The 16,153-nt window shown below is 61.1% G+C and carries 13 protein-coding genes and 1 pseudogene; 11 read left to right on the plus strand and 3 right to left on the minus strand.

From position 1 onward, the window contains the following. The first annotated feature begins 112 nt into the window (after window positions 1–112). From J0X03_RS17235 to J0X03_RS17275, 9 genes and pseudogenes are all read left to right on the plus strand, one after another. Window positions 113–1,354, plus strand: a complete 1,242-nt coding sequence (locus tag J0X03_RS17235; RefSeq protein WP_202396354.1) for an oligosaccharide flippase family protein — start codon at window positions 113–115, stop codon at window positions 1,352–1,354. A gap of 89 nt (window positions 1,355–1,443) precedes the next feature. Continuing rightward, the gene (locus J0X03_RS17240) at window positions 1,444–2,208 is read left to right on the plus strand and encodes an arylamine N-acetyltransferase family protein (protein WP_033642256.1); all 765 of its coding nucleotides are present in this window, start codon (window positions 1,444–1,446) and stop codon (window positions 2,206–2,208) included. Window positions 2,209–2,331: 123 nt separating this feature from the next. Beyond that, a complete protein-coding gene (locus tag J0X03_RS17245; protein WP_033642255.1) occupies window positions 2,332–2,961 on the plus strand; it encodes a response regulator transcription factor in 630 nt (209 codons plus the stop codon). Continuing rightward, a pseudogene (locus J0X03_RS17250) lies at window positions 2,961–4,502 on the plus strand (MASE1 domain-containing sensor histidine kinase). The gene J0X03_RS17245 and the pseudogene J0X03_RS17250 overlap by 1 nt, the downstream one beginning before the upstream one ends. An 84-nt stretch (window positions 4,503–4,586) precedes the next feature. Further along, the gene (uhpC, locus tag J0X03_RS17255) at window positions 4,587–5,891 is read left to right on the plus strand and encodes an MFS transporter family glucose-6-phosphate receptor UhpC (RefSeq protein ID WP_160204098.1); all 1,305 of its coding nucleotides are present in this window, start codon (window positions 4,587–4,589) and stop codon (window positions 5,889–5,891) included. Continuing rightward, on the plus strand, window positions 5,888–6,919 hold the full coding sequence (locus J0X03_RS17260) for an ABC transporter substrate-binding protein (protein WP_046686604.1): 1,032 nt from the start codon (window positions 5,888–5,890) through the stop codon (window positions 6,917–6,919). Before uhpC ends, J0X03_RS17260 begins: the two co-directional genes overlap by 4 nt. 67 nt (window positions 6,920–6,986) lie before the next feature. After that, window positions 6,987–9,065, plus strand: coding sequence for an ABC transporter permease (locus J0X03_RS17265; protein ID WP_033642251.1), 2,079 nt, complete (start codon window positions 6,987–6,989; stop codon window positions 9,063–9,065). An 11-nt stretch (window positions 9,066–9,076) separates the two neighbouring features. Further along, window positions 9,077–10,123, plus strand: a complete 1,047-nt coding sequence (fbpC, locus tag J0X03_RS17270; RefSeq protein WP_033642250.1) for a ferric ABC transporter ATP-binding protein — start codon at window positions 9,077–9,079, stop codon at window positions 10,121–10,123. Between the two features lie 246 nt (window positions 10,124–10,369). After that, window positions 10,370–10,636 carry a hypothetical protein gene (locus J0X03_RS17275; protein WP_033642249.1) on the plus strand — a complete coding sequence of 89 codons (267 nt, stop codon included), beginning with the start codon at window positions 10,370–10,372 and terminating at the stop codon, window positions 10,634–10,636. A gap of 41 nt (window positions 10,637–10,677) precedes the next feature. On the opposite strand, the gene dusC is transcribed toward J0X03_RS17275, so the two are convergent. The 3 genes from dusC to rhlE form a co-directional block, all read right to left on the minus strand. Next, window positions 10,678–11,610 (minus strand): tRNA dihydrouridine(16) synthase DusC, encoded by a 933-nt coding sequence (dusC, locus tag J0X03_RS17280; RefSeq protein WP_033652368.1) that lies wholly within the window; start codon window positions 11,608–11,610, stop codon window positions 10,678–10,680. Between the two features lie 84 nt (window positions 11,611–11,694). Further along, on the minus strand, window positions 11,695–12,654 hold the full coding sequence (locus J0X03_RS17285) for a D-2-hydroxyacid dehydrogenase family protein (protein ID WP_160204097.1): 960 nt from the start codon (window positions 12,652–12,654) through the stop codon (window positions 11,695–11,697). Between the two features lie 113 nt (window positions 12,655–12,767). Further along, entirely contained in the window at window positions 12,768–14,147 is a 1,380-nt protein-coding gene (rhlE, locus tag J0X03_RS17290) for an ATP-dependent RNA helicase RhlE (protein ID WP_042783890.1), read from the minus strand. Between the two features lie 297 nt (window positions 14,148–14,444). On the opposite strand from rhlE, the gene J0X03_RS17295 reads away from it, so the two are divergent. Beyond that, window positions 14,445–15,143, plus strand: a complete 699-nt coding sequence (locus J0X03_RS17295; RefSeq protein WP_033642245.1) for a CerR family C-terminal domain-containing protein — start codon at window positions 14,445–14,447, stop codon at window positions 15,141–15,143. Between the two features lie 18 nt (window positions 15,144–15,161). Further along, window positions 15,162–16,148 carry a secretion protein HlyD gene (gene hlyD / locus J0X03_RS17300; RefSeq protein ID WP_033642244.1) on the plus strand — a complete coding sequence of 329 codons (987 nt, stop codon included), beginning with the start codon at window positions 15,162–15,164 and terminating at the stop codon, window positions 16,146–16,148. Window positions 16,149–16,153 lie beyond the last annotated feature (5 nt).

Here is a 16,153-nt window from a genome sequence, read left to right on the forward strand (position 1 = left end):
TGGTGATTATTAAAGGATAAAAAACGGAATAATCCTATATCATAAGGTATTCAGGGAAGCGTCAGTGAAACTAAAGATCATAGACTTCAGCATAATAAGAAACGCTTCCTGGATGATAGCGGAAAAGACGGTATCAATCCTCGGCGTTATATTCATCACCGCCTACATGGCCAAATATATTGGGCCGGAAAGCTTCGGAAAGATTACCTTTGCCACGGCGATTTTCGCCATTACCCAAACGTTGGCGCTGCTGGGGTCGGACACCATCCTCTTCAAACGCATTAGCCGTAATCCGCGCTCCGGCGCAGCGCTGATGTTCTCCACCAACCGGCTGAGGCAAGCCTGTTTCCTGGCCTTTTCTGCGATCATCTTGCTTTATACCGGGCTGCGGGAAGACTTCACGACCTTTTACTTTTGCGCCGCCACATTCCTGGCCTCGTTTTTTTCACTCAAAGACGTCTTCGCCATTTACCATGACGCCCGGCTGGAATCGCGTTTCAATACCCTGGCCAACGTGGCCGGCTTAGCCAGCGCATTGTTGGCTCGCTGGCTGATCGTGTTTTTTGATCTGCACCTGTACTTTCTGGCCATCCCTATCGTGATGGTGTACCTCATCCCCTATCTGATCCGTCATCACCTTTATCATCGCCGCCATCCGGGCTTTTCGGCCCCCGGCCGTATTCGGCGCAAATATGTGCGCTATCTGCTCGCCAGCGGCCTGCCGTTGGCGGTATCCAATGTTTCCATCGCCATCTATACCCGGCTGGCGCAGCTGTTTTTGATGTGGTTCGTTTCCGCCGCGGTGCTGGGCATTTACTCGGTCGCCATTACCCTGGCGACCGCCTGGATGTTCGTTACCGATGCCGTCATCACCTCGTTCTTCGCGAAAATATTCGCCTATCGGCGCGAAGACGCGATGCGCGCCGCGGCCAAACTGAATGGGTTGGTGCTGGCCATCGCCTTAGCCATCGTCGCCGGGATCGTTTGGCTGGGCAAACCGGTCATCGCACTGTTGTACGGCGAGCAATACCTGGCGGCCTATGCCGCCATGGGGGTGTTGGCCGTCGCCACCCTGCTCTCCGCCCTGGGGACCGTGGCCTATAAATACATCGTGCTGTTTTCCGGTTACGGCTTCCTTTCCCGCAAAATGTTGTTGGTGTTTATCATTAACATTCCTCTGTCATACGGCCTGATTCGGCAATACGGCATGATGGGCGCCGCTTACAGCACCTTGCTGACCGAACTGCTGTCATTGACCGTACTCAACTATCTCTTTCAACGGGGTACCGTACTGAAAATGCATCTGCGCTCACTGAACCCGGCGCTTTACCTAAGACGCCCGTCGGGAAAGTAATCCGGCTGCCGAGGCGCAGCACGTAATGCGCTCACAAACGCCACAAAGCCCGCTATTTTAAGCCTACTTTTTCTCATGCGAGACACCCTGTGGACACCCAACGCTACCTGCAGCATATCGGCTTTACCGGCGTCGCCCGCCCCGATCTCCCCACGTTGCAACAGCTGCATCATCGCCACATGCTGAGCGTGCCGTTCGAGAACCTGAGCATTATTTATCATCAGGGTATTCAGCTGGCGCCCGAAGCGCTGTTCAGCAAAGTGGTCGAGCGTAACCGCGGCGGTTTCTGTTATGAGCTGAATACGCTGTTCGCCCTGCTGCTGCGGGAGATCGGTTTCAGGGTGAGCTTTATCTCCGGCGAGATCCGCGCGCGCGACGGCCATTTCGGCCCACCCTACGACCATCTGGCGCTGCGGGTGGATCTGGCGGGCCAGGCCTGGCTGGTGGACGTCGGTTTCGGCGATTCCTTCCTGACGCCGCTCAAAATCGTCGTTGCCGAGCCGCAACCGCAGGCCAGCGGCACCTTCCACCTGGAGCGGGAAGGCGAATATTACCTGCTGGAACGCCGCAACGGCGACCAGCGCTCGCATGCCAAAACCCTGTATCGCTTTACCGTTCAGCCGCGCGAACCGCATGAATTCGATGAGATGTGCCACTTCCACAGCACCTCGCCGCAGTCGCACTTCACCCAGCGCCTGGTGTGTTCACGGCCGACCGAACTGGGCCGAGTGACCCTCAGCGACATGAAGCTGATCGTGACCGAAGATCATCAACGCCACGAAACGACGCTGCATTCGGAAGAGGAACGGCGAGCCGCGCTGTGGCGGCATTTCGCCATCGATGTGGATCGTTGACGGCGCGGGCGGCGTCCTTTTATTACGATTCTGTTACATCGATTGCATAACCGTGCTTGGCTGATTGCCAGCATCGCGGCGGCAGGCATCATAGGATCATGATTCGGCAACAGAGTGCGAAAAATGATCCGTGTGATACTGGTCGATGACCATGTGGTGGTGCGCTCCGGCTTTGCGCAATTGCTCAGCCTCGAAGCAGACATCGACGTGGCGGGGCAATACAGCAGCGCGGCGGCGGCCTGGCCGGCGCTGCTGCGCGACGACGTCAGCGTCGCGGTGATGGACATCGCTATGCCGGATGAAAACGGCCTGAGCCTGTTGAAACGCCTGCGGGCGCAGAAGCCGCAGTTTCGCGCGATCATACTCAGCATTTATGACTCCCCCACCTTCGTGCAGAGCGCGCTGGATGCCGGCGCCAGCGGTTATCTGACCAAACGCTGCGGGCCGGAAGAGCTGGTGCAGGCGGTGCGCTCCGTCGATATGGGCGGCCATTACCTGTGCGCCGACGCGCTGCGGGCGCTGCGCGGCGGCGAGCAGCCGGCCACGGCGCTGGAAGTGCTGACCCCGCGCGAGCGTGAAATCTTCGAGCTGCTGGTCAAAGGCGACAGCGTAAAGGAGATCGCTTTCAAGCTCGATCTCAGCCATAAAACGGTACACGTACATCGCGCCAACGTCCTGGGCAAGCTGCAGTGCAACAGCACCATCGAGCTGGTGCATTTCGCCCTCGATCATCAGCTGCTGGCGGGGCATTGATGTCACTCCGCTCACGGCGCTGGGTTATCTCGCTGTTTATCCTGTTGGCCTGGGGCAGCGGCTGGCTGATGCTGTGGACGCTCGGTTTCTATCTGACCCACAACGGCAATCAGGCGGCGCTGTTTCTGCCCCACGGCGTCTATCTCGCGCTGCTGATCTTGCTGGGGCGGCGCTATTGGCCCGCCCTGATAGCGCCGCCGGTGCTGCTGCTGTTCTGGCTGCACGGCGAACGCCTGCTGAGCGGCTACGGCCTGCTGGCCGCCCCGTTCATCACCCTGATCCCGGCCGCGCTCGCGCAACGGGTCTGGCGCCGTTTTCCGCTCTACTGGCAACGGCTGACGCTGCTGCTGGCCGCAGTGACCGCCGCCTCGCTGCTCAATACCGCCCTGCTGTCGCCTTTCGCGCAGAGCCCGGCGATGCTGCTCGGCCTGGCGTCGTTTACCGGCGGTGTTTTGTTGACCCCGTTCGTCTACCTGATCTTTGAATTTCTGCGCCAGCAGCACCGCTACCATCTGCTGGGGCTGGACACCGCCAACCCGCCGCTGCGCGCGTCCTTAATCATCTGGTGCAGCCTGTTTTTCGTTATCGGCATCGGTACGCAGATGGTGCTGTCGCCGGAAATCGAGCGCCTGCTGCTGATCGTGGTGTTTTTGCCGAACGTGGTGATGGCGTGGAAGTTCGGTTGGCAGGGCGGCGTGCTGTCCGGCCTGCTCGGCAGCATGATGATCACCCTCGCGCGGCAGGTCGGCGTGGGGTTCGGCAATCTGGTCGAGCTGGAAATCTTTCTGGCGACCCAGGCGCTGCTCGGCATCGGTCTGGGCATTGCCATCAGCCGTCAGCAGCACCTGGCGCAAAACCTGCACCACTATCGCCGACGCCTGGAAGAAGATTTGGCGGCGCGGCGGGCATTGACCGAAAAACTGATCCACACCGAAGAAGACACGCGAAAGAACCTGGCGCGCGAGCTGCACGATGAAATCGGCCAGAACATCACCGCCATTCAAATTCAGTCGCAGCTGGTCAAGCGGGCGCGCGATCCGGCGCAAACCCAGGCCGCCGCGAACCAGATAGGCGATCTCGCCCGGCGCATTCATCACTCCACGCGCCAGCTGCTGCGCCAACTTCGCCCGCCCGCGCTGGACGAGCTGGCGTTCAAAGACGCGCTTCACCACCTGCTGAGCGAATTCGCCTTTAGCGAACGGGGCATCCGTTGCCGTTTCGACTACCGCCTGACCGACACGCCCGCCGGCGAGACGGTGCGCTTCACCCTCTACCGGCTGCTGCAAGAGCTGCTCAACAACGTGTGCAAACACGCCGAGGCCAGCGAAGTCGCCATCGTTTAGTATCAGCAAGGCGCCATTTTGCACCTCGAGGTACGGGACAACGGCGTCGGCATCCATGCGGGCAACGCGCCGGGCTTCGGCATTCAGGGAATGCGCGAACGGGTCAGCGCGCTCGGCGGCGAACTGACGCTGGAAACGCAGCGCGGCACCCGGGTAATTGTTAACCTGCCCACAAATTTGCAACAAACCGCCGACTAACTAGGAAAAAGTCTTAGCCACTCCGGACTTTATCTCATCCCCTTTCCTTTTCACCTTCTTATAGTCAGCACCAGGGAGGCGGCTATGCAAGCACGCTCAGCATCTGAAATCGATCATCGTTACCGCGCGCTGCGCCCGCGGCTGCTGCTGTACATGGTCATCGGGTACGCCGCCTTTTACCTGACGCGCAAAAGCGTGAATTACGTGCTGCCGGCGCTGCAAACGGATTTGGGGCTGGATAAAGGAGACATCGGCCTGCTCGGCTCGCTGTTTCATCTGAGCTACGGCCTGTCGAAATTCGTCGCCGGGTTGTGGCACGACGGCCATGGGCAGCGCGGGTTTATGGGGATCGGCCTGTTCGCCACCGGTTTGCTGAACGTGGCGTTCGCCTTCGGCGAATCGCTGACGCTGCTGCTGGCGGTCTGGGCGCTGAACGGCTTCTTTCAGGGCTGGGGCTGGCCGCCCTGCGCGCGGCTGCTGACCCACTGGTATTCGCGCAACGAGCGCGGCTTCTGGTGGGGCTGCTGGAATATGTCGATCAACCTCGGTGGCGCGATTGTGCCGCTGATCAGCGCCTTCGCCGCCCAGCGCTGGGGCTGGCAGGCGGCGATGTTGATCCCGGGGGCCGTCAGCATGGTGCTGGGCATCTGGCTCACGCGGCAGCTGACAGGCACGCCACAGGAAGAAGGCCTGCCGTCGGTCGGCCAGTGGCGCCACGATCCGCTGGAGCTGCGCCAGGAACAGCAAAGCCCGCCGATGGGGCTGTGGCGAATGTTGCGCACCACGATGCTGAAGAACCCGATGATCTGGTTGCTCGGCGTCTCTTACGTGCTGGTCTACCTGATCCGCATTGCGTTGAACGACTGGGGCAACCTGTGGCTGACGGAAAGCCACGGCGTCAACCTGCTCAGCGCCAATGCGACAGTGATGCTGTTCGAGATAGGCGGCCTGCTCGGCGCGCTGTTCGCCGGCTGGGGCTCGGATGTGCTGTTCGGCGGGCAGCGCGCGCCGATGATTCTGCTGTTCACGCTCGGGCTGATGGTGTCCGTCGCCGCGCTGTGGCTGGCGCCGGTGCACCACTACGCGCTGCTGGCGGGCTGTTTCTTTACGGTGGGCTTTTTTGTCTTCGGCCCACAGATGCTGATTGGCCTCGCCGCCGTGGAATGCGGGCACAAAGGCGCCGCGGGCTCCATCACCGGCTTTCTCGGCCTGTTCGCCTATCTGGGGGCGGCGCTGGCGGGCTGGCCGCTGTCGCGGGTCATCGAAGGCTACGGCTGGTCAGGCATGTTCAGTTTGCTGTCGATCGCCGCCGTTCTTATGGGTTTATTGCTGATGCCGCTGCTGATGGCGAGCGTTACCACCTCTACCGAGAGAAGGATAAAACAATGAAAAAAACGTGGGTCACTACCCTGATAGCGTCCGGCATCGCGCTGGCGACCCTGAGCGGCGCCGCGCACGCCAAGGGCCGCCTGGTGGTCTACTGCAGCGCCACCAATGAAATGTGCGAAGCGGAAACCAAAGCCTTCGGCGAGAAATATGACGTGAAAACCGCGTTCATCCGCAACGGATCCGGCAGTACGCTGGCGAAAGTGGACGCCGAGAAGAAGAACCCGCAGGCGGACGTCTGGTACGGCGGTACGCTCGATCCGCAATCCCAGGCCGGTGAAATGGGGCTGCTGCAGCCGTACAAATCGCCGAATCTCGACCAGGTGATGACGCAATTCCGCGATCCGGCCAAGCTGAAAGGCAACTACTCCTCGGCGGTCTACGTCGGCATTCTCGGCTTTGGCGTCAATACCCAGCGCCTGAAAGAGAAAAACCTGCCGGTGCCCAAGTGCTGGAAAGACCTGACCAAGCCGGAATACAAAGGCGAAATTCAAATCGCCGATCCGCAAAGCTCCGGCACCGCCTACACCGCGCTGGCGACCTTTGCCCAGCTGTGGGGAGACGATCAGGCGTTCGCTTACCTCAAACAGCTGAACGCCAACGTCTCGCAGTACACCAAGTCCGGCATTGCCCCGGCGCGCAACGCCGCCCGCGGCGAAACGGCGATCGGCATCGGTTTCCTGCATGATTACTCGCTCGAAAAGGAACAGGGCGCGCCGCTTGAGCTTATCTCGCCGTGTGAAGGCACCGGCTACGAAATCGGCGGCGTCAGCATCCTCAAAGGCGCGCGCAACCTCGACAACGCCAAGCTGTTCGTGGATTGGGTGTTGTCGAAAGAGGCGCAGGAGCTGGCGTGGAAGCAAGGCAAGTCCTATCAGATCCTGACCAACACCACCGCCGATACCTCGCCGAACTCGCTGAAGCTCGACGACCTGAAGCTGATCAACTACGACATGGACAAGTACGGTTCGACCGACGTCCGCAAGGCGCTGATCAATAAATGGGTCAGCGAAGTCAAGATGGGTAAATAAGCCCACATTCTGCGCCTGTTGCCGGGTAAGCCTCACGGCTTGCCCGGCCTGAACATCCGGGAAACTTATGTCACATACACATGCACTCCATCTCGTGAAAAAACGAGATGCGATATCCCTTTGGGTTTTGCTTGGCTGGCTGGCGTTCGCCCTGCTGCCGAGCTGGAGCCTGGATTACGGCCTGCTGGAGTCCACCGGCGAAGAGATCCTCGCGGCCTACGGCTGGTCACACCGCAATATCAGCTGGCTTTGGTGCCTGCTGCCAAGCCTGCTGCTGTTGCGCCCTTACGCTGCGGCGGGCCGTGAGCAGCGGCGCCGCCACGCGTTCGATGCCGGCTGGGCGCTGCTGTGCATGGCCTTTATCGTTGTCAGCGCCACGGTGGCGGGACGCGGTTTAGGCTACGCCACCCTGGTGCAGTTGACCGCGCTGGGCGCCATCATGACGCTGGCGCTGACCCGCCTCGACTGGCTGGGCGGCGACCGTTTCGTTATCGGCGCGCTGGTCACCATCGTGGCGCTGATCGGCGTCTTCATCGTCTGGCCGAGCATCGCGATTTTCATTCCGATGTTCACCGACCAGACGGGCGCGTTCGCGCCGCTGGCCTTTATGAACGTGCTGTCGCAGGCGCATATCATTCAGGTGATCCTCAACTCCATCGCCCTGTCGATCGCGGTGGGCGCCGGCTGCACCTTTTTCGGCCTGGTGCTGGCGATTTACACTACCCGCATCGCCAAGCGCAGCGCCATTATCGGCCGCATCTTCTCCATCTTGCCCATCGTCACGCCGCCGTTCGTCGTCGGCCTGGGCGTCACGCTGATGATGGGGCGCTCCGGCTACGTCACCGAGTGGATGGTGGCCTGGTTCGGTTTGACCAACACCAACTGGCTGTACGGCTTTACCGGCATCTGGCTGGCGCAGGTGCTGGCGTTCACCCCGATGGCGTTCATGATCCTCGACGGCGCGATCAAGACCATTCATCCTTCGCTGGAAGAGGCCTCCTACACCCTGCGCGCCAGCCGCTGGCAAACCTTTAACGGCGTGTTCGTGCCGCTGCTGAAACCGGCGCTGGCCAACGCGTTTTTGATCGTGGTGGTGCAATCGCTGGCTGATTTCAGCAACCCGCTGGTGCTCGGCGGCAACTTCGACGTGCTGGCGACGCAAATCTATTTTTACATCACCGGTTCGCAGCTCGATTATCAGGCCGCCAGCACCCTCGGCGCCTTCCTGCTGCTGTTCTCACTGCTGGTGTTCTGCATCCAGTATATGTGGATCGGCAAACGTTCCTACGTCACCGTGTCCGGCAAATCGTATCGCGGCGACGTGCAGCCGCTGCCGGTCACGCTGGTGTGGGGCGTGATCGCGCTGCTGGCGGTGTGGGTAGCCTTTAACGCCCTGCTTTACGGCAGCATTTTCTACGGCAGCTTCACCGTCAACTGGGGAGTGGATTACACGCTGACGCTGGATAACTTCATCAAACTGTTCGGCCAGGGCATGAGCGACGGCGCGTGGCCTTCGCTGCTCGACACGCTGCTGTACGCCGGGATCGCCGCGCCGATCACCGCCGCGTTCGGCCTGCTGATCGCCTGGATCGTGGTGCGCCAACAGTTCAAGGGCAAAAAGACCATCGAGTTCACCACCATGCTGTGCTTTGCGGTGCCGGGTACCGTGGCCGGCGTCTCTTACATTCTCGCCTTTAACGGCGCGCCGGTGTACCTCACCGGGACGGCCGCCATCGTGATTATTTCGATGGTGATGCGCAACGTGCCGGTGGGCATTCGCGCCGGGATCGCCGGGCTGGGCCAGATAGACAAATCGCTGGACGAAGCCTCGCTCAGCCTGCGCGCCGGCTCGCTGCGCACCATCACGCACATCCTGCTGCCGCTGCTGCGCCCGGCTATCCTGTCGGCGCTGATCTACAGCTTCGTGCGCGCCATCACCACCGTCAGCGCCATCGTCTTCCTGGTCACCCCCGATACCCGCGTGGCCACCGCCTACATCCTCAACCGCGTGGAAGACGGCGAATACGGCGTGGCGATCGCCTACGGTTCAATTCTGATCGTGGTGATGCTGGCGATTATTTTCCTCTTTGACTGGCTGATCGGCGAGGCACGCATCTCCCGTTCAAAAGCCAAAAACCAGGCGTAATGGAGCCCATGATGAGCCAGAAAAATTTCGTTGAACTGCGTAACGTCTCCAAACGGTTCGGCAGCAACACGGTAATCGATAACATCACGCTCACCATCCCACGGGGGCAAATGGTGACGCTGCTCGGCCCTTCCGGCTGCGGCAAGACCACCATTTTGCGCCTGGTCGCCGGGCTGGAAAAACCGAGCGACGGGCAGATATTCATTGATGGTGAAGACGTCACCCATCGTTCCATCCAGCAGCGTGACATCTGCATGGTATTCCAGTCTTATGCCCTGTTCCCGCACATGTCGCTGGGGGAGAACGTCGGCTATGGCCTGAAGATGCTCGGCATTCCGCGCGCCGAAGTGAAAGCGCGCGTGCAGGAAGCGCTGGCGATGGTGGACTTGGCGGGGTTCGACGATCGCTATGTCGATCAGATCTCCGGCGGCCAACAGCAGCGCGTGGCGCTGGCGCGCGCGCTGATCCTCAAGCCGAAAGTGCTGCTGTTCGACGAGCCGTTGAGCAACCTCGACGCCAACCTGCGCCGCAGCATGCGCGAAAAGATCCGCGAGCTGCAAAAGCAGTTTGATATCACGTCGCTGTACGTCACCCACGATCAGAGCGAGGCTTTTGCAGTCTCCGACACCGTACTGGTGATGAACAAGGGGCATATCATGCAGATGGGCTCGCCGCAGGATCTCTATCGGCAGCCCGCCTCGCGCTTTATGGCGAGCTTTATGGGGGACGCCAACCTGTTCCCGGCCAGCTTCAGCGCCGATCATGTCGATATCAGCGGCTATCGCCTGCCGCGCCCGGCGCATTTTGCCGCCCAGGGCGCCGGCACGGTGGGCGTGCGGCCGGAAGCGATCACGCTGAGCGAGCATGGCGATGAAAGCCAGCGCTGCGAGATCCAGCATGTCGCCTACATGGGGCCGCAGTATGAGGTGACGGTGGCGTGGCACGGGCAACAGATTTTGCTGCAGGTTAACGCCACCCGCCTGCAACCGAACGTCGGCGAGCAGTATTATCTGGAAATTCACCCCTACGGCATGTTTATGCTGGCGGACGCGGCATAGTCGGCCTCACGCTTAAGGGGTAGAATAACGGCCATCCCGTACGGGATGGCCGAAAATAATCGCCAAAAACACCGTATTTATCTATTTTTACAATTCCACCCAAGTCCTTGTTCAGCCGAACAATAAATATAGCCACACCCACTCAAAAATAACCACCCAGACCACTCAGGGTGATATTTTTATTTAAATAGGGTAAGCTTGATCCCGCAGTCGAAATTATTTAACGGCCAACTCAAGGAGAAATTCATGAGCAACAATGCAAATGCACAGGCGCAGCTGGATAATTTACGCAATGTCGCTTCCCAGCTGAAGGAAATGCGCCACTACGCGCAGTCGAATATCGAGACGCTCTCCGCACACTGGCTGGCCTTCGATCAGGGGGAATGCAAAAATAAGGCATTCGCCGAAGCCATTAACGACCTATTGAATAAACAGGGCGCCTGTCTGGAAGGACTGGAAAAAACCATTCAGGATATCGAGATAGAATTAAACCGTCTTGATAAAGCCGCCTGATAATGCCGATTTAAATAAACCCGCCACGCGCGGGTTTATTTTCAGCTGCGGCAGATGACGCGCGCAATATCCCCGGACGTCGTCAACGCGCGTATTTCGCTGAACAGTTCAGTTGCTTCATCATATTCTTTACGCAAATAACCCAGCCACTGTTTAATGCGCGCCACGTGATACAGGCCGGTGTCGCCCTGCTTTTCCAGATGGACGTATTTTTGCAGCAGCTCAACCACCTGCGGCCAGGGCATGCGCGGTTCGTTATATTTCACCACCCGGCTCAGGTTCGGCACGTTGAGCGCGCCGCGCCCCAGCATGATGGCGTCGCAGCCGGTCGTCTGCAGGCAATCCTGCGCGCTCTGGTAATCCCAGATCTCGCCGTTGGCGACAACCGGGATGCTCAGCCGCTGACGGATCTCGCCGATCGCCGCCCAGTTGATGCGATCCGCCTTATAGCCGTCCTCTTTGGTGCGGCCGTGCACCGTCAGTTCGCTGGCGCCCGCCTGCTGCACCGCATCGGCGATTTCAAAGCTGCGATTGGAAGAGTCCCAGCCCAGGCGCACCTTCACCGTGACCGGCAGATGGGCCGGCACCGCCGCGCGCATCGCTTTGGCGCCCTGGTAGATCAATTCCGGATCTTTGAGCAGCGTCGCCCCGCCGCCGCTGCCGTTCACCAGCTTGGACGGGCAGCCGCAGTTGAGATCGACGCCGTAAGAGCCCAATTCCACCGCGCGCGCGGCGTTCTCCGCCAGCCACTGCGGGTACTGCCCCAGCAGCTGTACCCGCACCAGCGTGCCCGACGGCGTGCGGCTGGCGTGACGCAGCTCCGGGCACAGCCGATAGAACGACTTGGCCGGCAGCAGCTGATCGACCACGCGCAAAAATTCGGTGATGCACAGATCGTAGTCGTTCACTTCGGTGAGTAACTCACGCACCAAAGAGTCGAGAACGCCCTCCATCGGAGCCAATAATACGCGCATGACCAATCCCAGCTAAAAAAAGACCCGCAATAATACGGGTGAATGCCCGCGCCAGACAAGCCTCTGCGGGCATTAAAAACGCCATCAGCCCAGCCGACGGATCGGTTGACCGGCGAGAAACGCCGCAATGTCCTCGACCGCCTCGGTGAAGTAGGCGCGGTAGTTGTCGTCCGCCACGTAACCCACATGCGGCGTCGCCAGCACGTTGGGCAGTTGACGAAACACATCGTCGGCCGGCAGCGGCTCCGTCTCGAACACGTCCAGCCCGGCGCCGGCAATCTTCCGCTGTTGCAGCACGTCCACCAATGCCGCCCGATCGACGATCCCCGCGCGCGAGGTGTTGATCAGGTAAGCGGTGGGTTTCATCGCCGTCAATTCGTCCCGCCCTACCAGCCCGCGGCTGCGATCGCTCAGCACCAGGTGAATGGAGACAAAATCGCTCTGCTCGAACAGCGCCCGTTTGGACGGTGCCAGCAGGGCGCCCTCCTGCGCTGCCCGTTCCGCCGTCAGGTTCTGGCTCCAGGCCAGCACCCGCATGCCGAACGCCTGTGCCACCCTGGCCATTTGGCCGCCGATCTTGCCCAGCCCCAGCAGCCCCAGCGTCTTCCCCTGCAGCGTGACGCCCAAGCCCAGCTGCCACGGGCCGTTGTTCCGCAGCCCGGCGCTTTCCGGCACGATATGCTTGGCCAGCCCGAGCAGCAGCGCCCAGGTCAACTCCATCGGCGCCGCCGACCCGCTGCGGGTGCCGCACACCACCACGCCGCGCTCGGCGGCGGCGGCCAAATCGATAGCGGTATTGCGCATGCCGGAGGTGATCAGCAGCTTCAGCTGCGGCAACCGCGCCAGCAGCGAGGCGGTTATCGGCGTGCGCTCGCGCATGATGACCAGAATGTCGCATTCCTGCAGATGCACCGCCAGCTCCGCCTCATCGGTAAAGTGCGCGCTGATGGCGGACACCTCCACCCGATCGGCCAGCGCTGACCAATCCGCCATGTTGAGCGCCACCTGCTGGTAATCATCAAGAATTGCGCACTTCAATTTCATCTCCGTCTCCTGGAATGTAGGGATAGCCACCGTCCAGCCTAGTACGAAAATGCCGTTCCGCCAGGCAAAAAAAAAGCCGCCCATACAGGCGGCTTGCTTTTGCGCAATCGGGCTTATTCGGCCGGTTTGCGGTTGCGCGGGCGACGCGAGGCCGGCGCGCCGGAACGGCGCTGGCCGTCACCCTGCGGGCGAGCGTTGCCGTTACCGTTGCCACGGTTTTCACGCTGGCCGCCGTTGGCGTTACCGCTGCGCTGACCGCCGCCGTTACCGGAACGCTGGCCACCGCCGTTGCCGCGCGGCGCGCCGCGTCCGCCACCCTGGCGGCCGTTGATGATCGGCTCGGCCTTGATGGTCGGATCCGGCTCGTAGCCCGGCAACGCAATGCGCGGAATTTCACGCTTCAGCAGACGCTCGATGTCGCGCAGCAGCTTGTGTTCATCCACGCACACCAGCGAGATGGCTTCGCCGGTACGCTCCGCGCGGCCGGTGCGGCCGATGCGGTGCACGTAGTCTTCCGGCACGTTAGGCAGCTCGTAGTTCACCACGTGCGGCAACTGGTCGATATCCAGACCGCGCGCCGCAATGTCGGTCGCCACCAGCACGCGGATGCGGCCGTCTTTAAAATCGGCCAGCGCACGGGTACGGGCGCCCTGGCTCTTGTTGCCGTGGATCGCCGCAGCGGTGATGCCGTCTTTGTTCAGCTGTTCCGCCAGGTGGTTGGCACCGTGCTTGGTGCGGGTAAAGACCAGCACCTGTTTCCAGTCGCCTTCGCCGATCATCTGCGACAGCAGTTCCCGCTTACGCTTCTTGTCGACGAAGTGCACGCTCTGCTCGATCTGCTCGGACGCGGTATTGCGGCGAGCCACTTCCACCGAGGCCGGGTTATGCAGCAGTTTGTTGGCCAGCGCCTTGATGTCGTCGGAGAAGGTGGCGGAGAACAGCAGGTTCTGGCGCTTGGCCGGCAGCTTGGCCAGCACGCGACGGATGTCATGGATAAAGCCCATGTCCAACATGCGGTCCGCTTCGTCCAGCACCAGAATTTCGATTTTGGACAGGTCAACCGCGTTCTGATGTTCCAGATCCAGCAGACGCCCCGGCGTCGCCACCAGGATATCGACGCCGCCGCGCAGCTTCATCATCTGCGGGTTGATGCTCACGCCGCCAAACACCACCAGCGAACGCAGGCGCAGGTGTTTGCTGTAGGCATCGACGTTTTCGCCGATCTGCGCCGCCAGCTCACGGGTTGGCGTCAGGATCAGCGCGCGCACCGGGCGACGGCCTTTGACCGGATGGTCATGCTTGCTCAGCAGCTGCAACAGCGGCAGGGTAAAACCGGCGGTTTTACCGGTGCCGGTCTGGGCGCTGGCCATCAGGTCACGACCTTCCAGCACGACAGGGATAGCCTGACGCTGAATTGGCGTCGGTTCGCGATAGCCCTGTTCTTCAACAGCGCGCACAATTTCAGCACTTAAGCCGAGGGTTTCAAATGACATAAAGAGAAAAACTCCAGATCCCCCCTAACCTAACAGTGTTCGGTGCAGTTTCCTGGGAGGATGATCAGACGGGGCATTAAGCATGACCACGAGGGATTGGCACAAACTGCAGTGCACCAGGCGGCGATTGTAACAGAAGTCGCGCAATAAAAAGCACTTTTACGTGCAGAGAGCACAATCTGCCGTAAATTCAGCATTATCTGAAGTCGGTCACATAACTCATTGTGGTTAGCGGTTGCGTTTTAAACAATCTGGCATAAAGTTAATCATATGATTGATTAACTTTGAGCGTGACCTATGCCAGCTTCCGTCCCTCATCAGGCCGCCGGCCGGGCGCGCGGCGAGCAAACGCGCCGGCAACTGCTCGCCGCGGCGACCGACCTGTTCGGTGAATATGGCCTGCAGGGCGCCACCACCCGCGATATCGCCCAGCGCGCCGGCCAGAATATCGCCGCCATCACCTACTACTTCAGCTCCAAAGAGGGGCTGTATCTGGCCGTGGCGCAGTCGCTCGCCGATTTCATCCAGCAGGCGTTCGCCCCGCTGGCCGAAGAGGTCGATCGCTTTGGGCAGCAGCCTGCCGCACAGCGATCGCCCGACGCGGCGCTGCGTTTGCTGCAGCGTGGCCTACTGGCCTTCAGCGAGCTGATGACCCAGCCGCACACGCTGAATCTGAGCAAAATCATGTCGCGCGAACAGCTCGCCCCAACCGACGCCTACCCGCTGATCCACCGCCAGGTGATCGCGCCGATGCACGAACGGCTGTGCCGCCTGCTGTCGGCCGCCACCGGCATCGACGAACGCGCCGCCCGCCTCGTGTTGCATACCCATGCGCTGATCGGCGAGGTGCTGTCGTTCCGCGTAGCGCGGGAGACCATCCGCCGTCAGGCCGGCTGGCAAGAGATTGGTGAGGGCGAAGCGGCGCAAATCGCGGCGGTGCTGAGCGAGCATATCGAGATTTTAGTTATTGGGCTGCGCCAACGTCACGGCGCGTAAATTCAGGCAGGGAGTGTTATGAACAAAAAACGCAGTGCCTTGATCGTGTTGTTGATTCTGCTGATCGCGGCCGTCGCTTACGGGGTATGGCATTACCAACAGCAGCAGGAGCGGCCGCTGACGCTGTACGGCAACGTCGATATCCGCACGGTCAACCTCGGCTTTCGCGTCGACGGCCGCCTGGCGTCGCTGACGGTGGATGAAGGCGATACCGTTCAGCCGGGCCAGCTGCTCGGCAAGCTGGACGATGCTCCCTACCGCAACGCGCTGCAACAGGCCGAAGCCAACGTCGGCAGCGCGCGCGCCAAACTGTCGCTGCTGCAGGCCGGCTATCGCAGCGAAGAGATAGCCCAGGTGCAGTCAGAAATGGCGCAGCGCCAGTCCGCTTTCGCCTACGCCGACAGTTTCCTGAAGCGCCAGCAAGGGCTGTGGGCGAAAAACGCCACCTCCGCCGACGCGCTGGAGGATGCGCGCACCGCCCGCAATCAGGCGCTGGCCAATCTGCAAGCGGCGAAAGACAAACTGTCGCAATACCGCAGCGGCAACCGCCCGCAAGAAATTGAACAGGCCAAGGCCGAGGTGGCGCAAAGCGAAGCGGCGTTGGCGCAGGCGCAATTGAACCTGCAAGACGCCACGCTGCTCTCCCCTTCCGCCGGCACGGTGCTGACCCGTGCGGTAGAGCCGGGCACCATGCTCGGCGCCGGCGGCACGGTGTTCACCCTGTCGTTGACCCGGCCGGTGTGGGTGCGCGCCTACGTCAACGAAACCAGCCTGAACCAGGCTGTGCCCGGCACCGAGCTGGAGATCTACACCGACGGCCGCCCCGGCAAGCCTTACCACGGCAAGATCGGTTTCGTCTCGCCGACCGCGGAATTCACGCCGAAAAGCGTTGAAACGCCGGATCTGCGCACCGATCTGGTGTACCGCCTGCGGGTGATCGTCACCGACGCCGACGATGCGCTGCGTCAGGGCATGCCGGTCACCCTGCGCTTCGCCAAACCCTGAGGCCG

The organism is Serratia ureilytica (assembly GCF_017309605.1).
Taxonomy (GTDB): Bacteria; Pseudomonadota; Gammaproteobacteria; order Enterobacterales; family Enterobacteriaceae; genus Serratia; species Serratia ureilytica.